Raw genomic sequence first — 20,920 nt, 5'->3', positions numbered from 1 at the left:
TCTTCCATCTCCCTGGCCTTTGTTGCACTATGTTGGTCTTTATTGGGAAATGATGATTTGCATTTAATGCAAATCACATAATGCAAGAATAACCACCATTGCAGATAGTTAGTAGCACTATTTGCTAATTACTAAGAACAAATTGGAATGATCAGAGAGCGGCTTATAGCCATATGGGACGCGAAGAGCTTCACAGCCAAGAAGCTGCAGGAGCTGAGCGGGATCGACCGCGAGAAGTGGTACGCCCTAAGAAATGGAAAGCGCCGTGCGAACGAAGACGACATCGAAGCAATGGCCAACATCACGCCGGAGTACGCGCTGTGGCTTGTGAGCGGAAAGATCGCTCCTGAGTGCGGCCAGACCAGCCCCGAGTACGATCAGGCGAATGCCACGGATACCGAATAGGCCCTCTATATAGAAGCGGCCCGCCAATCCCCTCGGCGAGCCGCCCGTAACACCCAGCCCTCAACCCGCACCATCACGGAGGAAACGTCAGCTCCTCTACGGTGAGCATCCCACCCGATACCCTCACTGCCAGCTTCACCGCCCCCTCCAGAACCTCCAGCACCTCCAAAGGCGAATTGAGAATATGAGAGAGCGAATCGTCGCAATACTTGAGCATAAGAAGCTCACGGCCAAGAAGCTGGAAGAGCTGAGCGGCGTCGACCGCGAGAAGTGGTATGCGCTCAGAAAGGGCGGAAGGAGGGTCAACGAGGACGACATCAAGGTCATCGTCGAACTGGCCCCGGAGTACGCGCTGTGGCTCGTTAGCGGAAAGATCGCTCCCGAGTGCGGCCAGACCAGCCCCGAGTACGACCGGGCTAATGCTACAGATACCGAATAGGCCCTCTATATATAGAAGCGGCCCGCCAGTTCCCCGGCGAGCCGCTCGTATCACCCAGCCCTCCCCCCCCCAGCATCACGGAGGAAACGTCAGCTCCTCCACGATGAGCATCCCACCCGGTGCCCTCACCGCCAGCTTCACCGCCCCCTCCAGAACCTCCAGCACTTCCACCTCGATCCCCTGGGTCAGCAGCAACCGCATCACCCGCTCGTCCGGCTCCCCATCAAGGATGTTGATCGACACCACATCGCCCGCACGGCAGACACCTTCATGTAATTGCATGTGTGACACACCTCACATTTTCACGAGGTGAAGAACAGCACAGGGGCCGGGTTCGCGCGAGGGTGGCCAGATGGATTCAGACGTCTCCTAGGAAACTTCGGCATCCCAGCTACCCCTGCATGCGTAGGCCCCCTACCAACGGGCATGGACACCGGCGTTGATAACGGCGCCCTGGCTGAATAGGATTCAGCGGCTTGCCGATCAAAGGAGTGATGGCCATGAAAGCCGACTGGGATGACGCCCCCCGCCACGTAAGGCGGGACGGGAAAAGCGCATGGGTTCGCTGGCTGGTGCCAGGGCTCGCAGGCTGTGCCCTGGTGTTTGGCTTGCTCAACCTGGCAGGCACCCACTTCTCCTTCCCCCGCTTCAACGATCAACCCGCCGAGCCGCCAGCGGAATACGTGCATACCGACCCGTACGGCAACGGGGCTGAACGGCAACCGCAAACCGCCACCGCCGAAGAGCAGTTCTGGGCCGATCAACGCCGCAAGGAAGAACAGCGCCGAGCACAGGCCCAAGCCCAGCAGCGGCAGACCGACTTCAACGACCACAACTACACGCCCCGGCAGCCCGACAACGTGGTGAGCATGGAAGGCGTGCGGCAGTCGCTCGCCTATCAGCAGCCCAACCAGCAAACGTCCACCCGCCGCCGATCCATTGAGAAGGACGGCCAGATGGTCAGGAAATGGGACGGCGGCGGCAGCTACTACGCAACCTGGACCATCGTGAACAACTACATCGACAACGGCAGCGTGTGCGACAACCACAAACGCGGCTCGATCAATTACCGGGAGTGCCGCAAAGGCGCGAAGCAGTTCTTCAAAGCCGAGTGCAGGGGCTGGGGAGAGCGCTGGCAGCAAGACCGAGAACCAAGCAGCGAGCTTATGAAGCAGCGCTACTGCTCCGCCGCCAGCAGCTTTAGCCCGATGATGTAGCTGTGTAGTCAGAATCAATGACTTCAAGAGTGGTAAATAGGAATTTTTTAAAAAATACAGAAATTTCTGTTTTTTAGAGCCGAATACTAATAGTACGTGGAGAACACACTAACCATAGGGAACAATGCCTTAAAGCCGCAACCATACTTAATGAAAATCCAGACAATCACCAGAATTTCTATTAGCGAGAAAGGAATCTTGAAAAAATTAAAGCAGGTAACACCATCACCAGAACAACTTAAAGTAATAAGGCGCGTCAAACCCGGCTTCGAAATAATAAGAGGGGTAGCTGGTAGCGGAAAAACCACAACAGCGATATTAAAACTTAAATTATTCCTTATCTGGGCCAATAGCAGACGTCAGAGAGAAGAAAGTGACGAACCTGTCAGAGCCTTAGTTTTGACTTTCAACAAGACTCTTCGCGGCTACATTGGGGAGCTTGTAGAAGAAAACCTTATAAGTGGAAACATTGAAGTCACCGTCGATACATTTAGCCATTGGGCCTTTGACTCACTGAGCAAGCCTCAGATTTGTGAACACAATGTGCTAGAAAGCTTTGCAAACCAATTCGCATATAAAATGAATCTCCCCGCCGACTTCATAAAAGGAGAGGTTGAGTATGCTATCGGCCGATTTCTTCCAGAAAACATAGAAGAATACCTAACTTGTCGACGAGATGGTCGGGGCGCAGCGCCAAGAGTTGAAAAATCACTTCGCCAAGAGATATTAAACCAGATTATAACCCCCTACTTCGAGCACAAAAAAAACCATCAATTACGAGATTGGAATGACCTTGCCATTGAACTTTCCAAAACAAAGCTATTCAATTACGACATAATTATCGCAGATGAGTCACAAGATTTTTCAGCGAACGTATTGCGCGCAATTATAAAACAACTTTCAAGCGCAGGTGCTGCATCCTTTATTATTGACACCGCACAGAGAATATATGCTCGCGGCTTTACTTGGAACGAAGTCGGACTGACAATTAGACCAGAGAACAGCCACAGACTCACTGTTAACTATAGAAACCCTCCGCGCATAGCACGACTTGCAGCATGTCTATTAGAACGCGTGGCATTAGATGATGACGGCACCGCACCAAGCCTTTTCGACTCAACTGAAGAAGTAAGCCCTTTTATCTTGAAGGGATTATTCAAAAACCAAGCAAAATGGTGCATTGACTATATAAAGAATAAAATTGACTTATCTGTAGAATCCGTTGCTTTTCTTCACCCCAAGGGCGGTGGATGGTTTACGTACCTCAACCAATTACTCGATGAAGCCAAGATCAGCTACATCGATATAAGCAGGCGCTCAGAATGGCCAACTGATTCCAACAAAGTTCTCTTGAGCACGCTTCACTCTGCCAAAGGCTTAGATTTTGACTATGTATTTATAATTGGACTTAGCAGGGACTGCTTTCCTTCTGGAAATTTTGAGGAAGGAGATGAACGCCTTGAAAATACATGCCGAATTTTAGCAATGGCTATCGCTAGAGCACGGCGAAATGCAGTACTGGGATACAAAATAGGTGAACAACCCGAAATTTTAAACTCATTGGATAGATCCCTATGTATTGAGGTAGATGTATGAGCCTTGAAGATATTGGAGAGGCTATTAATCGCCGCGGCATTCAGGAGATTCTCCATTTCACAACTTCAAACGGCTTAGTCGGAATAGTTAGCAGCGGCTATTTATTAGCTCACTCCGAACTTCCCAAGACAAAAACCCTAAGCCATATAACTCAATTAAACTGTCCAGACAGAAGTCGCGACATAGACTGGCATCACTATGTAAATTTATCCATCTCTAGAGTAAATGGGTCCTTCTTCTCAATCTCTAGAAATCGCTGGCATGCGAAGGATGATATCTATTGGTGTGTTTTAGGATTTTCCCCGGAAATTCTAATGCACGAAGGAGTTCACTTTTCGACAACAAACAACGCTTACAATACTACTAAGAGAGGCACAGGCCTTCCGGGCCTTGAAGCACTATTTGCCCAAAGGGTAAAGGTTTTTCCTGATAGGGATGCAACACGAGACGCGACAACTCCCTTAAATTTTGCCACGTGTAGCCAAGCCGAGGTTCTTTACCCTATTAGAGTGTCCCTTGATTATCTAAAATCTATTTACGTACCTACTGAAGACTATTATTACGAGGCAAAAGCCCAAGTTGAGGTTTGCGACTCGGAACTATCTAAGCGCGTCGATATCAAAGTAGCCCCTGAGTATTTTGAGTAAAAAAAATGCCTACAGCTATCGAAGAAAAAATTATACGTTCTGCACTTTGGGCTGCTTATGGAGACATTCTAGGCTTCCCATCTGAGCTACTGTCTGCCGCCGAATTTGAGCGCAGACGCTCAAAACATAAAATCACTGAACCGATTGCTTGGAAAAAACGACAAGGAGGATTGTTCGGGGCCGAAATCGAATTCAAACCTGGTTGTTATTCGGATGATACACAGCTAAGACTTAGCACTTGCCGTGCCATTCGAGGAAACGGTTACTTTGATGTAGAGAGCTTTGCAAAAATTGAGTTGCCGGTTTGGCTAAGCTACGCCCTTGGCGCGGGTCGCGGAACAAAGGCGGCGGCTGGAAACCTTGCATTGAAAGAAACCACATGGTCGCAAAATTTCTTCAGCACAGATCGCTCTACTTATTGGAATGGCGGTGGTAACGGTGCGGCAATGCGTATACAGCCTCACGTTTGGGCTAACTATAAAAAAGGAATCTCTTCGTTTTTGCCGGACGTAGTTAGGAACTCGATTTGCACTCACGGCCATCCTCGCGCAATTATTGGTGCAGCTATACACGCCAGCTTACTTTTACATTCAATAAACAACAAAGCCCCCGCTGACCCAAAAGATTGGGATAGTTTGGGCAGTGATGCAGCATCCGTGGCATATGAGAGCATTCTAGAGGATGAAGAACTATCACTTATATGGATACCCAAATGGGAAATAGCCTCAGGAAAAAAACTAAAAGAGGTATGGGGTACAACAATAGCTGAATGGGTTGGAGCCGCACAGTGGGCAATGTCAAAGTGCCGAAATATTTCTAATAGAGAGGAGTTGTATCACCTCATCTTAAGGGAGCTAGGTGGTTTTTCTAATGAAGAAAGGGGATCAGGTCTAAAAACTTGCCTTTTTGCATCGGTATTAGCGTGGCTTTATAAAGATGACGACCCTGTAGCAGCTCTCCTCCTATCAGCGAACACATTCAAAAGTGACACAGATACAATTGCATCAATGGCAGGAGCCATAATAGGAGTAAATGCCCAGACCAACCCCGCGACCACGATACAAGACGAGCAGTACATTCGCGAAGAAGCACTACGACTAGCTCGAATAGCAGAAGGGGCAAGGGAAACTAGCTTTAACTATCCAGACTTAATGTGTTGGAGCGCCCCCAAAGCTCAGGGCGATACATGGATAGCAGATGAAAAACTTGGTGAAATATCTGGCCTGGGTAAATTAATCTCCATCGGAAAGGAGTTTACCCCTAGAAAAGACAGCAAGTACTTATGGCAATGGTGCGAGCTAGAGTTCGGCCAAACCATACTAGCCAAGCGTAGGAATTATACAATTGAGGCGACAAGCCCCCAACTCTCAAGTACACATGAACCTACTGAACCATCAAATCTTGTAGAGACAACCTGCAAAGCCCCTTTAGAGAAAAAAGAGCTGCCCCATCGCCCAACAATTAACGAGCTAACTCAATCCTGCATAAAATCCGGATTCGACCCACTGACAATTGGAAAAGCACTCATTTACTTAGCTCAAGGAGAGGATGGAATAGAAAGGGCAATCGCGTTTTCAGCAATTATCGCAAAAGCAAAAATCACTAGAGACAGTAAGATTTCTTAGATTTATTAACCTGAATCCCAACAAAAACTGGGAATTCATTTAAAATGGCAACCATAAAAACAATGCAACATAAAGCTTCATACCGCCCCGCAGAGCGGGGGTACGCCTCAACTATATTTCACAGTTTTTCACTACGCTCAAAAATAGAACTTCATTACTTACTTAATCGCAGTGGCTTTAAAAATATTGTTTTTTTCAAAGCTCTTTACACCCTTCCAACTCCGCCTGCGTCTCCAGCCGCGTTTCAATACCCAGGCGGTACTTGCAGTACGCACGCACCGTGTCCCGCTCTTCGGCGGTCAGTTGCTCCAGGGGTTTGTCGTCTCGGTCACTGGCGAAAATGTTGGGGAATTCCAGCGTGAGGGAGGGGTACTGCTTGATGAAGAACACCAGTCGGTTGTCTTCCGCCCAGCGTGTCTCGTAGTAGCCGGTGTAGAGGTAGGCCACGCAAAGCAGGGGCATCAGCAGGAGGGTGGCTTTCTTCATGGTCTCGGTCGCAAGGCGGCATCCCATGTGGGTGGCGGATAGTGCATGGCGGGCGCTGGTATGCCAACCCAGGCACCCCCTTGCCGCCCCCCGGCACACACCTGCCGCCCTCCTCCACCCGCACGCACCTGCAAGCCGCGCCATCCGGCACCTGCAGGGCTCGGCATGGAATCTGCTAATGACGGGCCTAGCCCAACCTGAAGGAGCAGAACCATGAGGATCGATACCCAGTTGATGCAGGGGGCCGGCGCCTCCAGCACGCAGAAAGCCGGCCGGGGCACGGCGCAGGGCACGGGGGATTTCGCCGGGGACTACGCCGCCGCGCTGGCTGGCGAGAAGGCGGGGCAGCCGCCCAAGGCCGACTTCAGCCACATGAACCGTGGCGAGCTGATGGAGTGGATCAACGCCCAGGTCAAGGCGACGGGCACGCTGGATGGCACCGAGTCGCTGGTGTCCATGACCCTCAACGGCGTGTCGGCGGTGGATGGCAGCGCCGACAACAGCCGCAGCTTCGATTACCTGAAGCTGCTGCGCGACGGCATCGACGGGGCGCAGCAGCGCAACGACATGAAGGAAGCCGAGCGCCTGCGCTCCACCCTGGACCTGCTCGGCCGCTACCAGGAAGACGGCGCCTCCAACAGCCACTGGCAGGCGTAACGCCGACCACCCCAAGCGAACCGCCGCCCCTGGGCGGCGGCCCGCAGCACCTTGAGATCGGCGTGACGCCGTTGGTGTCCGCCCCCGTGTTTGGCGCGATAATGCGCCGCTGAACACACAGGGGCCTTCCATGAACCAGCGAGCTACGGACTCGACCGCCGCGATGCGGAGCAAACCGGCCGACGCCCTCATTCTCATTGCCGAAGACGAAGTGGAGATTGCCGAGATCCTCGCGGCCTACCTCCAGCGCAGCGGCTTGCGCACCGTCCACGCCAGGGACGGGCAGGACGCACTGGCCCGGCACCACAGCCAGAAGCCCGACCTGGTGCTGCTGGACGTGCAGATGCCGCTGCTGGACGGCTGGCAGGTGCTCAGCGAGATCCGCCATCGCGGCGACACCCCGGTGATCCTGCTCACCGCACTGGACCAGGACATCGACAAGCTGACCGGGCTACGCATCGGCGCGGACGACTACGTGGTCAAGCCCTTCAACCCGGCGGAAGTGGTGGCGCGGGTGCAGGCCGTGCTGCGGCGGGCGAAGGCCACCCGCGCCGAGGGCTCGCGGGTGCTCAGTGTCGGCGCCTTCCGTATCGACCTGGACAACCACGAAGCGAGCGTGGAGTGCGCCGGCCAGCGGCACCTGCTGGACCTCACCCTCACCGAGTTCAAGCTGCTCACCAGCCTGATGCGCGCCCCCCGACGGGTGTTCAGCCGTGGCGAACTGCTGGAGGCCTGCCTGCCCGAGGGCGACACCCAGGAGCGCACGGTGGACAGCCACATCAGCAAGCTGCGCAAGAAGCTGGAGCTGCTGGGCATCCAGGGCGTACCCACCAGCGTGCGTGGCGTCGGCTACCGCTTCGGTGGCGAAGCATGAGCCGCACCCCAGGCCTGCGCCGGCAGATCATCCTGTCCCTGTGCACCATGGCGCTGGGCATCATGCTCATCTCCATCGTCGGCACCTATGCCTTCTACGAAGTGCTCTATGCCTACGAGCCCAGCAGCATCTCGGAGACCTGGCCGCCGACGCGCACCGAACTGGCCTGGGTGCTGGCCACGATCCTCGCTGCGCTGGTGATCGCCGGCTACGTGGCCTTCCAGCTCTCCCGGCGCATCCTCACCCCGCTGAACTCGGTGGCCCACAGCCTGCGGGAGGTGGCCCAGGGCAACCTGCAGGCCCGCGCCACGCTGGACGAACACGCCATGGGGGAAACCGCCCAATTGGTGCACGACTTCAACACCATGGCCGAACGCCTGGAGGGCATGACCCGCGAGCAGCAGTTCTGGAATGCTGCCGTAGCCCACGAGCTGCGAACCCCGGTCACCATCCTCCGTGGCCGCCTGCAAGGGCTGACCGAAGGCGTCTTCACCCCCAGCAACGAGATATTCGAAGGGCTGCTGCGCCAGGTGGAAGGGCTTGGCCGGCTCATCGAAGACCTGCGCGTGGTGAGCCTCAATGACAGCGGCCACCTGGAGATGGAGCTGGCCCCGACCGACCTGGCACAGGAGGTCACCAGCATCGCCCAGGCCTTCACCTCCAGCCTGGAGGCCAAGGGCTTCGTGCTGCAGCTGGAGGTGCCCGCCCGCGCCCAGGTGGAGTGCGATGCCTTCCGCATCCGCCAGGCGCTGATGGCCCTGCTGGAGAACGCCCTGAAGTACGCCGAGCCGGGCGCGCTGAAGATCCACGCCCACATCGAGGACGGCACCTGCCGGGTGAGCGTCGAGGACAGCGGCCCGGGCCTGCCGGCCGAAACCGCCGCGCTGGTGTTCGAGGCCTTTCGCCGGGGCGACCCCTCCCGCTCGCGGAAGAGCGGCGGCAGCGGCCTTGGCCTGTCCGTGGTCCGGGCCATCGTCGAAGCCCACGGCGGCCACGCCACCTGCCACCCCTCATCGCTCGGCGGCACCGCCTTCAGCCTCAGCTGGCCGGTGCGGGGTGGCGTGAGCGGCTGATGCGTCCCCCAGGCAGGTAGTCACCCCGCGTTTCCATCAGGCTGAACGCCACCCGCGCCAGATGCCGTGCCAACCCCTTGAGTGCCTGGGTTTCGGTGCGGCCGTGCCGTCTGCACAGTTGGTAGCGCTCGCGCCAGGCCACCGAGCGGCGGGCGGTCCGTGCCGCCGTCAGCAACAGGTGGTGGGTTTGGCCGTGGAGCGGCGCCTCCCGGAGCGGGCTGGCGCGCCCGCTGTTGACGAAGGCGATGTAGGCGCCGGCACTCTTGAATTCGCCCTGCCCATAGGCGCCGGCCAGCAGCGCGGCGGTGACGATATCCATCCCCTCGATCGCCAGGCAGCGCAGGGCCTGTTCACGGGGGCCCTGCGTCCGCAGCAAGCGCCGGACCTGCCGCCGGAGCGCGAGCCGGGGGGAAGCCTGGCACGGCTCGAGCAGCGCCAGCAGGCGCGGGTAGAACAGCGGCGCCTCACACGCCGCAGCGGTCCCGTGCCCAGTGGCCTCCGCCGGCGTGGCGGGGTGTTGTGTGTGCATCGCGCTACACCTGTTGCAAATGTGGCCCCAACCTCGCGCGGAGCGGGGCCTGGCGGTCAGTGCCCAGTGATCACGCTGTTCCAGATCCGCGTGCGGAGCCGGTCGATACGCGGCGGAACGGCCTCGAGCGCAAACAACGTGCCGAAGACCTCCGGCGAGGGGTACACCTTGTTGTCCGCACGGATGGCCGGGTCCACCAGGGCGTCCGCCGCCTGGTTGCCATTGGCGTACTTGATGGCATTGGTGACCGAGGCCATCACCTCGGGTTGCAGCAGGTAGTTCATGAAGGCGTAGCCGGCATCCTCATCCTTGGCGTCCACGGGCATGGCCACCATGTCGAACCAGGTCGTCGAGCCCTCCTTCGGCACCATGTATTCGATGTGGATGCCGTTCTTCGCTTCATTGGCGCTGGCCGCCGCCTGCAGCACATCCCCGGAGAAACCCACCACCAGGCACACATCGCCATTGGCCAGGTCGGTGACGTACTTCGAGGAGTGGAAGTAGGTGACGTGCTTGCGCATCTGCTTGAGCAAGGCCTCGGCCTTCTTGTAGTCCTCCGGCTCCGTGCTGTGGTGCGGCAGCCCCAGGTAGTGCAAGGCGATAGGCAGCAGCTCCGGCGCGTTATCCAGCACCGCCACGCCGCAGGTGGAAAGCTTGGCGAGGGTTTCCGGCTTGAAGATCAGGTCCCAGCTGTCGATCGGGTGATCGGCGCCGAGTACCGCGCGCACCTTGTCCACGTTGTAGCCGATGCCGGTGGTGCCCCAGACGTAGGGAAAGCCGTACTGGTTGCCCGGGTCGTTCACCGCCGTGGCCTTGAGCAGCCGGGGGTCGAGGTTCGTCCAGTTCGGCAGCTTGGAGCGGTCCAGCTTCTTCAGCGCACCGCCCTGGATCTGCCGGACCATGAAGTGGTTGGAGGGGAACACCACGTCATAGCCGGAGTGCCCGGCCATCAGCTTCGCATCGAGGATCTCGTTGCTGTCGTAGACGTCGTAGTGCACACCGATCGACGTCTGGGCGGTGAACCTGGCCAACGTATCGTCGGCCACGTAGGCGCTCCAGTTGTACACGCGGACTTCCTCGGCTGCCTGGCTTGCGCTGGCCAGCAGCAGGAGGGGAATGAGTTTTTTCAGCATGACGCCACCTCGGGGGAGTTTTCTTGTTGTCTGCAGTCACTGAAAAGCCGGCTGCAACACGCCGCGAAGCCGGTCTGCAAAGACCGCCTAGCGCATCGCGCCGACGAAGAGAGCACCCTGGATACGAGCGGGCACGGGCCCGGAACGGCACCGGCGCGACTGGCCCGGCGCGTTCGAGGCTAATGAAGCCGCTCAGGGCTTGTCTTGCGCGCGGGCCCGCGTGGAAAGCTGCGCCTGGTAGGCCTTGGGGGTCATGCCCATGCGCTCGCGAAAGCACTTGTAGAAGGCCGAAAGGGAGTTGAACCCCGCCGCGAAGGCCCAGTCGTCGACACGCCCGCTCTCGGGGCTCTGGTGCAAGCGCTCCAGCAGGTGGTTCAGGCGTGCCTGGTTGACGTAGCGATAGAAGCTCTGCCCCAGCACCTGGTTGAGCAGGTGGGATATCTGGTTACGCGTGTAGCCGGTGGCGGCGGCCACCTGCTGCAGGTCCAGGTCGGGGTCGAGGTAGGGGCGCTGGTGCTGGAAGTAGTTCTCCAGGTCGCACGCCATGATCCCGATCTGCCGGGGCGAGAGCCCCAGACGGCTCAGCGCCGGGCGGCTGTCCGATGCGGTGGAACCATCCGGCTCGATGCGCTCCAGGTTGGCGTACTCGTTCACCCGCCAGACCAGGCCATCGCACACGGTGATCGCCTCGCTGGATCGAAAGGCCACCAGGCCACGGCTGCCATGCAGGCAGATGCGGTACTGGATGAACGCGGTGTGGCCGTCGATGCGGATGCGGTCGGTGTGCTCCAGCAGCTCGCCGCTCAGGCGCGGCAGGCTCTCGTAGACGAACGCCCTCAGCTCCGACAGGCGCATCAGGCGGTTGCTGGAGTAGTCGTGGTACTCCACGTCGGGGTGGTAGAGCTTCAGGAGCCCTTCCAGGTCACCGGTCCGCCAGCCTTCGCGGTAGAGCAGGATGGTCTTGCGCGTCAGCTCGGTCTGCTCGGCGTCGTCCGGCAGGTGGGTCGTGGCAGTCATGGCGGGTGACTCGTGATGGCGGACAGTTCGCGCGGATGATAGTCAACGGAGTCCATCCCGGTCAGCGGCCGCCCCGTTGCAGGGGCGGCCTGTTGACCAGCGGCGCGGCTCAGCTCGCCTGCATCAGCTCGTTCGCCGCCCGCAGGCCCGAGGCATAGGCGCCATGCACCGTCTGGTAGAAGGACTCGTCGGTGGCCTCGCCGGCGAAGAACAGCTTGCCGTCGACGGGCGACGCCAGGTCGTTGCGCATCGGCACCGTGGAACCCACCACGTTGCAGGAGTAGGAGCCCAGCGCATGGGGATCGCTCGCCCAGCGGGTGATCGCCCAGTCGCTGGGCTGCGGGATGTCCGGGCCGTACACCGCTCGCAGGCGCGTCATCGCGTCCTCCACGATCGCCTCGTCGGTCCAGCCCTCGATCTCGCGCCCGAAGTCCGCCGCGTTGAAGCCGATCAGGATCGGCGCACCGGTCGCCCGCGCCAGGCTCACCCACTCAGCCCACTGCCCATGCTGCTCCGGCACCATGTTGATCCAGTCCGTCCGGGTGTCCCAGAAGGCCTCGGGGAACTTCAGGCAGCACTTGTTCAGCACCCCGACCCCCAGTCCTTCGATGGCCCGGGTCTTCTCGGGCGGAAGCGCCGGGGAGAAGTCGATCGCCCCGCTCTTGAGCACGCCCAGCGGCACGCTCAGCAACACCTGAGCAGCCTGGTAGCTGCGCCCACCGACGCGGACGGTAACGCCTTCGTCCTCGCTGTCGATGGCGCTGACGACCTGGCCCAGACGGATGTCCAACCCCTTGGCCAGGTGCTCCACCAGCACCCGGTAGCCGTCCAGGAACAATGCCTCGTCGCCGGCGTACTCACCGCCGCTGTCGAAGGTGTGCAGGGAAAGCGCCTGGACGCTCTCGCCGTACTCGTGTTCGTAGGTGGTGTTGAGCAGGAAGTCGACCTGCCGACGCTGGGCCAGCCCCAGGGACCGGTAGTCCATCTCCTCGCGCACGGCATCACCCAGCGGACGGTCCTCGTCGCTGTCCTGCGTCTGCTCGATGGCTTCCTCGATGGCTTCCCGCAGCGCCTCCAGCGCCTCCTCCTCATCGTCGTCGTAGCGATGGCCGTCGCTGCCGAAGGTCTCGGTGCGATCGGTACTGGTGGTAGCCAACCGCGCGCCAAGCTGCTTGGCCAGCCGCGCAATGGGGTTGTTGGGGCCGGCCCCGTGGATCCAGGTCGCCCCAAGGTCGACATTGATCCCGTCCCACGCCTGGTGGGTCATCAACCGTCCACCCAGGCGGTCGCGCGCCTCGAGGACGATCACCCGGTACCCGGCATCGTGCAGTTTGCGAGCGGCGGCCAGCCCGGCGATGCCGGCGCCGATCACCAGCACATCGGCCTGCCCCGGGTCCGCCCGCCCTGCGCGCTGGCCCTGGGTTCCCAGGCCATTGGCCAACACGGGGGACAGGGGCAGGGACGCCCCCAGCAAACTGCCTGCAGCCAGAATGAAATGTCGACGCTTCATGTATCACCTCAAGAATTCAACTTGCGGCCTCACACCGCCATGGCCCCCGCATAGGCAGGCACCGGACCGGGCGAGGCCGATCGGTGCCAGTCTGAGGGGCCTGCATTGCCATTCGTTCGAGCTTGTGTGGAGAACAGGTGGAGCGCATCAGTAAAGCGCAAACCGGCGCGAGCGCCGGCCGCGCCACTCAGCCACGCCCGGCATACACCCCCGCCAGCGACGCCGGCGCGTCCCCGTCCTGCGCGTTCAGGCCACCGCCCAGGGCCTTGTAGAGGGCCACGGCGTTGCTGGTCTTCTCCCGGCGCAACTCCAGCAGTGCCTGGCGCGCGGCATACAGCTGACGCTGGGCATCGAGCAATTCCAGCCGGCCATCGAGCCCCGCGCGGTAGCGCTGGCCGGAGAGGTCCAGCCGGCGCTCGGCAGCGCTGACGGCCTGCAGCTGAGCGTCGATCTGCCGGTCGAAGGTGGCCGTGCCCGCCAGGGCGTCCGCCACCTCGCGGAAGGCGATCTGGATGGCCCGCTCGTACTGCGCCACCGCCTCGGACTTGCGCACCTTGGCCAGGCGCAGTTCCGCCCGCAAGCGCCCGCCCTGGAACAGCGGCAACGTCAGTTGCGGGGCGAAGCGCCAGACCTGCCGGGACGGGTCGAACAACCCGTCCAGCGAGGTGCTGGCATAACCGAACGACGCCGTCAGGGAGATCTGTGGGAAGAACGCCGCCCGCGCCGCGCCGACATCCGCGTTCGCCGCTTCCAGCACCTGCTCGGCCTGGCGCAGGTCGGGCCGGGCCAGCAGCAGCTCCGACGGCAACCCCGCCGGCAGGCGGCCGAGCAACGGCTGCTGCGCCAGGGACAGGGCCGGCGGCAGGTCTGCCGGCAGTTCACCGCCCACCAGCAGCTGCAGGGCGTTATCCGCCTGGACGCGGGCGCGTCGGCGTGCCTCCAGGTCGGCCTGGGCGGTGGCCACCTGGCCTTCGGCCTGGGCCACGTCCAGCGCGCTGTTCTGGTCGGCCTGCTTCAACAGGCGCGCCAGGGCCAGGGATTGCTCCCAGTCCGCCAGGGTCTGCTCGGCCAGTTGCTGCTGCTCGGCGGCCAGTTGCTGGGCGAAGTAGGCATCGGCCACCGCCCCCACCAGCGCCACCTGCGCAGCGTCACGCCCCTCTTCGCTGGCGAAGTAGCGCGCCAGCGCGGCATCGGAGAGCGCCCGCACGCGGCCGAACAGGTCCAGCTCGAACGCGCTGACGCCCAGGTTCACCCCCACCTGCTTGCTCACCGTGCGGCTGGAGCGCTCGCTGGAATCGGCCGCCAGGGCCCGTTCACGGGTCTGGTTGGCCTCCAGCGCCACCGAGGGCAGGCGCGCGGAAGACTGGATGCGGAACATCGCCTGGGTCGCCTCCACATTGAGGGCCGCCAGGCGCAGGTCGCGGTTCTGCTCCAGCGCCCGTTCGATCAGGCGTTGCAGGCGCGGGTCGCCGAACATGCGGCGCCAGCCCGGCAACGGCGCGGCCGCGACGGACGGAGCGCCCGCCAGCTGCGGGAACTGCGCCGGCACCGGCGGTGCGGGCCGCTCCAGGGGCGGCACCAGGGAACAGGCGCCAAGGCTCGCGGCCAGGGCCAGCGGGATCAACAGGCGCATCTCAGGCCTCCTCGCGCGGGGATTGGGGGGCGGTGCGTCGGGCCCGCCGGGCGCCGAGGCGCTCCTGCAGGCCGATGACGAACACGAAGAACGCCGGCACGAAGCACACCGCCAGCAGCGTGCCGCTGAGCATGCCGCCGAACACCCCGGTGCCGATGGCGTGCTGGGTCTCGGCGCTGGCGCCGGACGCGAGCATCAGCGGCACCACGCCGAGGGTGAAGGCCAGCGAGGTCATCAGGATCGGCCGCAGGCGCAGGCGCGCCGCCATCACCGCCGCCTCCGCCAGGCTGCGGCCTTCGGCGTGCAACTGGCGGGCGAACTCGACGATGAGGATCGCGTTCTTCGCCGAGAGGCCGATGATGGTGATCATCCCCACCTTGAAGAACACGTCGTTGGGCAGGCCGCGCAGCATCACCGCCGCCACCGCGCCCAGCAGGCCCAGCGGCACCACCAGCATCACCGACAGCGGGATGGACCAGCTCTCGTACAGCGCCGCCAGCACCAGGAACACCACCAGCGCGGAGAGCAGCATCAGCAGCGGCGCCTGGGCCGCCGACTGGCGCTCCTGCAGGGACTGCCCGGTCCAGGCCACGGCGAAGCCCGCCGGCAGCTGCGCCACCAGCCGCTCCATCTCCGCCATGGCATCGCCACTGGACACGCCCGGCGCGGGGCCGCCGGCGATGCGCACCGCCGGGAAACCCTGGAAGCGCATCATCTGCTGCGGCGACTCGGTCCAGATCGGCGTCACCACCTCGCGCAGCGGCACCATGCCGCCGGCGGCGTTGCGCACCCGCAGGCCGAGCACATCGTCCAGCTGCATGCGCGCGGCGGCGTCCGCCTGGAGGATGACCTGCTGCATGCGCCCGGCATTGGGGAAGTCATTGACGTAGAGCGAGCCCATGGCCGCCGACAGGGTGCTGCTCACCGCCGCGAACGACACGCCCATGGCCTCGGCCTTGCGCCGGTCGATCTCCAGGCGAATGCTCGGCCCCGGCGGCAGGCCGTCCGGGTACACGTCGCTGACCACGCTGCTCTGCGCCGCCAGCTTGAGCAGTTGCGCCTGGGCCTCGCGCAGCGCCGCCTCGCCCCGGCCGGCGCGGTCCTGGAGGAACAGGGTGAAACCGGAGGAGGTGCCCAGCTCGTCGATGGCCGGCGGCAGCAGGCTCATCACCGTGCCCTCGGGAATCTCCGCCATCGCCGCCTGGGCCAGGGTCGACTCCTCGCCGGCCGTGGCGCCGTCGCGCTGGTCCCAGTCCTTGAGCATGGTGAAGGCCATGGCGGCGTTGGGGCCGGAGCCGGAGAAGCTGAAGCCCAGCACCACCAGGTTCGCCTCCAGCGCCGGGCGGCTGGCCACGTGGGCCTCGAAGGTGCGCACCACGTCCAGGGTGCGTTCGGCGGTGGCGCCGGTGGGCAGCTGGATGGAGGTCATGAAGTAGCCCTGGTCCTCCTCCGGCAGGAAGGACGACGGCAACTGGTATGCCGCCAGCGCCAGCACGCCGCAGAGCACGGCGAAGCCCGCCATCATCCGCCCGCTGTGGGCGACCATGCCGGCCACGCCGCCGGTGTAGCGCTCGGTCAGCCGCTCGAAGCCACGGTTGAACGCGCCGAAGAAGCCGCGCCGGGCGTGGTGCCCGGGCGCCACCGGGTGCAGCAGCGTGGCGCACAGCGCCGGGGTCAGGGTCAGCGCGAGGAAGGCCGAGAACAGGATCGACACCGCCATCGACAGGGTGAATTGCTGGTAGATCACCCCCACCGAGCCGGAGCCGAACGCCATGGGGATGAACACCGCAGTGAGCACCAGGGTGATGCCCACCACCGCGCCGCTGATCTCCTTCATGGCCCGCGCGGTGGCCTCCCGCGGCGACAGGCCGTGGCTGGCCATCAGCCGCTCGACGTTCTCCACCACCACGATGGCGTCGTCGACGATGATGCCGATGGCCAGCACCATGCCGAACATGGTCAGGGTGTTGATGGAGAAGCCCGCCACCAGCATCACCGCGAAGGTGCCCAGCAGGGCGATGGGCGCAACGATGGCCGGGATCAGCGTGTAGCGCACGTTCTGCAGGAACAGGTACATGACCAGGAACACCAGCACCATGGCCTCGAACAGCGTCTGCACCACCTTCTCGATGGAGACCTTGACGAAGGGCGCCGTGTCGAACGGGACGGAATAGCCCATGCCCGCCGGCATGCTCGGCGCCAGCTCGGCGAGCCGGTCGCGCACGGCCTGGGCGGTGCGCACGGCGTTGGCCCCGGGCGACAGCTGGATGGCCGCACTGGTGGCCGCCACGCCGTTCTCGCGGTTGGCGAAGCCGTAGGACTGCGCGCCCAGCTCCACCCGCGCGACGTCACCGATCACCACCCGCGAGCCGTCGGCGCCGGCGCGCAGCACGATGGCGGCGAACTGCTCCGGGCTGGACAGTTGCCCCTCCACCGTCAGCGGCACGGTCACCCGCTGGCCGGGCAGCGTCGGCTCGTCGCCGACCCGGCCGGGGGCGATCTGCGCGTTCTGCTGTTCGATGGCCTGGGCCAGGTCGCCCATGGTCAGCCCGTAGGCGGTCAGCTGGTGCGGGTCCACCCAGATGCGCATGGCCTGCTCGGCGCCGAACAGCTGCACGCGCCCGACGCCGTCGATGCGCCGCAGCTCCTGCACAATGTTGCGCGCCAGGTAGTCGTTCAGCGCCACCTCGTCGAAGCGCCCGTCCGGCGAGGTCATGCCCACCATCATCAGGAAGCCGGAGGCCGCGGACTCCACCTGCAAGCCACTCTGCCGCACCACCTGGGGCAGGCGCGGCTCCACCGCCTTGATGCGGTTCTGCACGTCCACCTGGGCCAGCTCGGGGTCGGTGCCGGGCTTGAAGGTGGCGGTGATCTGCGCCGAGCCGGAGGTGTCCACCGAGGACTCGAAATAGAGCAGGTTCTTGACCCCGGACAGCTCGCGCTCGATCAGGCTCACCACCGAGTCGTCCAGGGTCTGCGGCGTGGCGCCGGGGTAGGAGGCGTAGAGCGTCACCGACGGCGGCGCCACCGAGGGGTAGCGGGCAATCGGCAGCTGCGGGATGGCGATCACCCCGAACAGCACGATGAACAAGGCGATCACCCAGGCGAACACCGGGCGCTCGATGAAGAACTGCGGCATGGTCGTCTCCTCGACTCAGTGCGCGGTGGCGGCCAACCCGGCGACCACGCTGGGCTGCCAGGGGCGCGGGTCGACGGCGGCGCCCTCCTCCAGGCGCTCGATGCCTTCCACCACCACCCGCTGGCCGGCACCGAGGCCGGCGGCGATGCGGTAGCGGCGGTCCACCAGCTCGCCCAGCTCGACGGCGATCCGCTTGGCCTGCTGCTGCTCGTCGATCACCCACACGCTGGCCGCCTCGCCAGCGCGCACCACCGCCTGCTGCGGCACGGCCAGGGCCGCCGGGTAATGCGCCCGCACCACCCGCGCCCGCACGAACATGCCTGGCAACAGGCGCCGCTCGGGGTTGTCCACCAGCACGCGCAACAGCACATCGCCGGTGCCGGCATCGACGTTGATGCCGGAGAACAGGATGCGTGCGTGCAGGCCGTAGGGCTTGCCGCTGCTGCCGAGGATCTGCACCGGCAGCCCGCCGTCGCCGGGCCCGCCCCGCGCCTCCAGCGCTTCGCGCAGGCGTTCGAGGGAGGCGGCGGACTGGCGCACGTCCACGTACACCTGGTCGATCTGCTGCAGGGTGGCCATGGGCGAGGCATCGGTCGAAGTCACCAGTGCCCCTTCGGACACCAGGGTCTGGTCGATGCGCCCGGAGATCGGCGCCTCCACCGTGGCGAAGCGCAGGTCCAGCTGCCGTCGCGCCAGCACCGCCTGGGCCTGGGCCACGTCGGCCGCCGCCTGTTCGCGCTGGGACACGGCGTCGTCATACACCTGCCGGCTCACCGCCTCGGCCCGCACCAGCGGCGCCAACCGCTCGGCCTGGATGCGCGCACGCTCCAGCACCGCGCGCGCACGCTGCAGGGCGGCGGCCGCGGTTTCCACCTCGGCCTTGAAGGGCGCCGGGTTGATCTGGAACAGCGCCGTCCCGGCCTGGATCTCGGCGCCCTGGCTGAACAGCGTGCGCTGCAGGATGCCGCTGACCTGGGGGCGGATCTCCGCCGTGCGCAAGGCCGCGACACGCCCAGGCAGGTCCTCGTCGACCACCAGCTCGGACGGCGCCAGGGTCATCACCGTGACCCGCGCCGGCGGCATGCCCTCCTCCGCCGTTGGCGACGGCTCACACCCCGCCAGGCCAAACGCTAATACCCCGACCCACACGGCACGCAGCCGCCCCTTCACCAATCCCATGACCCACTGCCCTCACGGATGAACGGCCCCGGCCAGAACGGCCGAAAGCCCAGAAAACGCGAGTCTGGCGGCCCACCGTTGGGATTGATTCGAGGTTTTGTGGAGATCGTGTGGAGGCGGGGCGGGCACGTCATGAGCCAAGAGGCATACGGCCCTCTTCAGCCATGACCTTGGAGCGGCAAGGGAGGGCGATTGCGCCGCTGTGACGGCCTTCAGATTGTCATACGATTTCCGTTGAATATTTCTTACGCCCCTGTCAGATTCCGCTTCGCTGTACAAGTGTTGCAAAGGATTGCAAGTACAAAGCGACCCAGAAACACCCTCGCGAGTATCTGCAAAATCCCCCTGAATTCCGCTGATCCTGCCGCCAAGTCGTGGCTTTTCGTCGTGGCTGGAAAATAGCGTTCCCGAGCGGGAGTGAACCTCGACCAACAGCTTCTTCTGTGAATTTGCAGTGACAACCAGGCGCTCCACGCCCAACAAGAACCCACATGGATGATTGCGTCATGACTGTTTTCCACGCCCTGAAACGCCGCTCCACCCCTGCCAACCTGCTCCGCTGCGCCGTCGCGGTGGGGCTCGCCGCCGTGCTCGGTGGCTGCAACTCCTCCGAATCCGAAGTCCAGAAGGTGGTGATCGACAACCTGCTGGTGAAGGACGTCTACAAGTTCGGTGAATTCACCGAAATCGACGGCATCGCCGCCTGCCAGACCGTCAACAGCGTCCGGGCCGACGGCCAGGACACCGGCGACATGCAAGGCTTCGCGATGAAGAAGGACGGTGCCTGGCATTTCCTGAGGTTCGTCGACAGCACTCACGAAGAGTGCGTGCAGGCGGCCAAGGAAGTGACCACGGAGTTGGTCGCGAAAGGCTACAAGGGCTGAGCAGCCCGCTGAATTACCGTCACCCTCTGGAGAGATTCAATGCGTACCAAGATCCTGCACATCGGCCTGATCGCCGCCATGGGCCTGCTGGCCGCCTGCGGCTCCTCGCCGCGTGCCCCGCAACAACAGATCATCGGCCAGATCCCGGCGGGCAGCCCCTTTGCCAAGGTCCAGCCCGGCATGTCCATGAAGCAGGTGCATGACCTGATCGGCCAGCCCACCGACAGCTACAACCGCATGACCGGCAAGATGTTCATCCCCTTCTACTTCGGCAGCGACGCCATGCGCATGGAAGAGCTGTACAAGGGCCAGGGCCGCATCACCTACACCGGCGTAGGCGCCACCGGTGCCAACTTCAACGTCTACCAGATCACCTACGACCCGAGCGAAGACGGCTACAACAACCGCTGATCCGTCGCCTCGCCCAACAAGAAGCCCCGCATGATGCGGGGCTTTTTGTTTGAGGAGGGACTGTTGGATGGGTATTCGAGGCCAGGTTGGCTAACGAGACTTGCTCAAGCTTGCCGATTTTCGCTAGCAACGAATCAGAAGCACACGCGGAACTCATGCAATACCGGGAAAGGTGAGGCGAGGACAACGCCCCTTCAGGAGGCCGAGTGGAATCGTCGTGGAAGGGGTTGAGCGACATGGATGTCGCGAGAGCGCTGTCGGGCCATGGATGGCCCGTCAGCGCGTACCCCTGGAATGACGATGAAGCGAGGGAACCCGACGCAGTCGGGCCGGATGCAGGGGCAAGTTTTTTGGTTCCTTTTCAACGATTGTGTACGGACCGGAGACATAGCTGACGGGTGTGCGGAGACATGGTTGACACTTTCCGGCAAGCCAGCCTTGCCGGGTCACCACCATGCCTTGGAAC

Annotated in this window: 20 protein-coding genes; 11 read left to right on the top strand and 9 right to left on the bottom strand. The window is 62.5% G+C overall.

Annotated elements, in window-relative coordinates:
* The first annotated feature begins 147 nt into the window (after nucleotides 1–147).
* Nucleotides 148–405, top strand: coding sequence for a helix-turn-helix domain-containing protein (locus tag BM198_RS24915; RefSeq protein WP_044400120.1), 258 nt, complete (start codon nucleotides 148–150; stop codon nucleotides 403–405).
* A 184-nt stretch (nucleotides 406–589) separates the two neighbouring features.
* Nucleotides 590–844 carry a DNA-binding protein gene (locus BM198_RS24910; RefSeq protein ID WP_074973263.1) on the top strand — a complete coding sequence of 85 codons (255 nt, stop codon included), beginning with the start codon at nucleotides 590–592 and terminating at the stop codon, nucleotides 842–844.
* 75 nt (nucleotides 845–919) lie between these two features.
* Here the strand turns inward: BM198_RS24910 and BM198_RS24905 are convergent, their stop codons facing one another.
* A complete protein-coding gene (locus BM198_RS24905) occupies nucleotides 920–1,126 on the bottom strand; it encodes a hypothetical protein (RefSeq protein WP_044400114.1) in 207 nt (68 codons plus the stop codon).
* Nucleotides 1,127–1,344: 218 nt separating this feature from the next.
* Between BM198_RS24905 and BM198_RS24900 the strand changes: the two genes are divergently transcribed.
* From BM198_RS24900 to BM198_RS24885, 4 genes are all read left to right on the top strand, one after another.
* On the top strand, nucleotides 1,345–2,061 hold the full coding sequence (locus BM198_RS24900; RefSeq protein ID WP_074973261.1) for a hypothetical protein: 717 nt from the start codon (nucleotides 1,345–1,347) through the stop codon (nucleotides 2,059–2,061).
* 150 nt (nucleotides 2,062–2,211) lie between these two features.
* Nucleotides 2,212–3,657, top strand: coding sequence for a 3'-5' exonuclease (locus BM198_RS24895; protein WP_083422475.1), 1,446 nt, complete (start codon nucleotides 2,212–2,214; stop codon nucleotides 3,655–3,657).
* Nucleotides 3,654–4,304 (top strand): DarT ssDNA thymidine ADP-ribosyltransferase family protein, encoded by a 651-nt coding sequence (locus BM198_RS24890; protein WP_074973259.1) that lies wholly within the window; start codon nucleotides 3,654–3,656, stop codon nucleotides 4,302–4,304. Before BM198_RS24895 ends, BM198_RS24890 begins: the two co-directional genes overlap by 4 nt.
* Nucleotides 4,305–4,309: 5 nt before the next feature.
* Entirely contained in the window at nucleotides 4,310–5,929 is a 1,620-nt protein-coding gene (locus BM198_RS24885; RefSeq protein WP_074973418.1) for an ADP-ribosylglycohydrolase family protein, read from the top strand.
* A 195-nt stretch (nucleotides 5,930–6,124) separates the two neighbouring features.
* Here the strand turns inward: BM198_RS24885 and BM198_RS24880 are convergent, their stop codons facing one another.
* Complete coding sequence (locus BM198_RS24880) at nucleotides 6,125–6,415, bottom strand: hypothetical protein (RefSeq protein WP_074973257.1); 291 nt, start codon at nucleotides 6,413–6,415, stop codon at nucleotides 6,125–6,127.
* A gap of 213 nt (nucleotides 6,416–6,628) precedes the next feature.
* Here BM198_RS24880 and BM198_RS24875 point away from each other — a divergent pair, with 213 nt between their 5' ends.
* The 3 genes from BM198_RS24875 to BM198_RS24865 all read left to right on the top strand — a co-directional run bounded on the left by BM198_RS24875 (nucleotide 6,629) and on the right by BM198_RS24865 (nucleotide 9,019).
* Nucleotides 6,629–7,072: a hypothetical protein gene (locus BM198_RS24875; protein WP_074973255.1), complete on the top strand. Its 444-nt coding sequence runs from the start codon at nucleotides 6,629–6,631 to the stop codon at nucleotides 7,070–7,072.
* Between the two features lie 163 nt (nucleotides 7,073–7,235).
* Nucleotides 7,236–7,946: a response regulator gene (locus BM198_RS24870; protein WP_074973253.1), complete on the top strand. Its 711-nt coding sequence runs from the start codon at nucleotides 7,236–7,238 to the stop codon at nucleotides 7,944–7,946.
* Entirely contained in the window at nucleotides 7,943–9,019 is a 1,077-nt protein-coding gene (locus BM198_RS24865; RefSeq protein ID WP_074973251.1) for an ATP-binding protein, read from the top strand. Before BM198_RS24870 ends, BM198_RS24865 begins: the two co-directional genes overlap by 4 nt.
* On the opposite strand, the gene BM198_RS24860 is transcribed toward BM198_RS24865, so the two are convergent.
* The 7 genes from BM198_RS24860 to BM198_RS24830 all read right to left on the bottom strand — a co-directional run bounded on the left by BM198_RS24860 (nucleotide 8,985) and on the right by BM198_RS24830 (nucleotide 19,063).
* The gene (locus tag BM198_RS24860; protein WP_074973249.1) at nucleotides 8,985–9,548 is read right to left on the bottom strand and encodes a PDDEXK-like family protein; all 564 of its coding nucleotides are present in this window, start codon (nucleotides 9,546–9,548) and stop codon (nucleotides 8,985–8,987) included. The two genes, BM198_RS24865 and BM198_RS24860, sit on opposite strands and share 35 nt — an antisense overlap.
* A 56-nt stretch (nucleotides 9,549–9,604) precedes the next feature.
* A complete protein-coding gene (locus BM198_RS24855; protein WP_074973247.1) occupies nucleotides 9,605–10,681 on the bottom strand; it encodes a polyamine ABC transporter substrate-binding protein in 1,077 nt (358 codons plus the stop codon).
* A 192-nt stretch (nucleotides 10,682–10,873) separates the two neighbouring features.
* On the bottom strand, nucleotides 10,874–11,698 hold the full coding sequence (locus tag BM198_RS24850) for a helix-turn-helix transcriptional regulator (RefSeq protein WP_074973245.1): 825 nt from the start codon (nucleotides 11,696–11,698) through the stop codon (nucleotides 10,874–10,876).
* A 109-nt stretch (nucleotides 11,699–11,807) separates the two neighbouring features.
* Nucleotides 11,808–13,208, bottom strand: a complete 1,401-nt coding sequence (locus tag BM198_RS24845; protein ID WP_074973243.1) for an FAD-dependent oxidoreductase — start codon at nucleotides 13,206–13,208, stop codon at nucleotides 11,808–11,810.
* 187 nt (nucleotides 13,209–13,395) lie between these two features.
* Nucleotides 13,396–14,841: an efflux transporter outer membrane subunit gene (locus BM198_RS24840; protein ID WP_074973241.1), complete on the bottom strand. Its 1,446-nt coding sequence runs from the start codon at nucleotides 14,839–14,841 to the stop codon at nucleotides 13,396–13,398.
* Nucleotide 14,842: 1 nt separating this feature from the next.
* Nucleotides 14,843–17,980, bottom strand: coding sequence for an efflux RND transporter permease subunit (locus tag BM198_RS24835; RefSeq protein ID WP_074973239.1), 3,138 nt, complete (start codon nucleotides 17,978–17,980; stop codon nucleotides 14,843–14,845).
* A gap of 15 nt (nucleotides 17,981–17,995) precedes the next feature.
* Complete coding sequence (locus tag BM198_RS24830) at nucleotides 17,996–19,063, bottom strand: efflux RND transporter periplasmic adaptor subunit (RefSeq protein WP_244165739.1); 1,068 nt, start codon at nucleotides 19,061–19,063, stop codon at nucleotides 17,996–17,998.
* Between the two features lie 602 nt (nucleotides 19,064–19,665).
* Between BM198_RS24830 and BM198_RS24825 the strand changes: the two genes are divergently transcribed.
* Entirely contained in the window at nucleotides 19,666–20,043 is a 378-nt protein-coding gene (locus BM198_RS24825; RefSeq protein WP_074973235.1) for a hypothetical protein, read from the top strand.
* 39 nt (nucleotides 20,044–20,082) lie between these two features.
* Nucleotides 20,083–20,454, top strand: a complete 372-nt coding sequence (locus BM198_RS24820) for a hypothetical protein (protein WP_074973233.1) — start codon at nucleotides 20,083–20,085, stop codon at nucleotides 20,452–20,454.
* Nucleotides 20,455–20,920 lie beyond the last annotated feature (466 nt).

The sequence above is a fragment of the Metapseudomonas otitidis genome (assembly GCF_900111835.1).
In the GTDB taxonomy this organism is placed as follows: Bacteria; Pseudomonadota; Gammaproteobacteria; order Pseudomonadales; family Pseudomonadaceae; genus Metapseudomonas; species Metapseudomonas otitidis.
The sequence above is the reverse complement of the archived record's forward strand: the minus strand, read 5'-3'. Positions and strand labels throughout refer to the sequence as shown.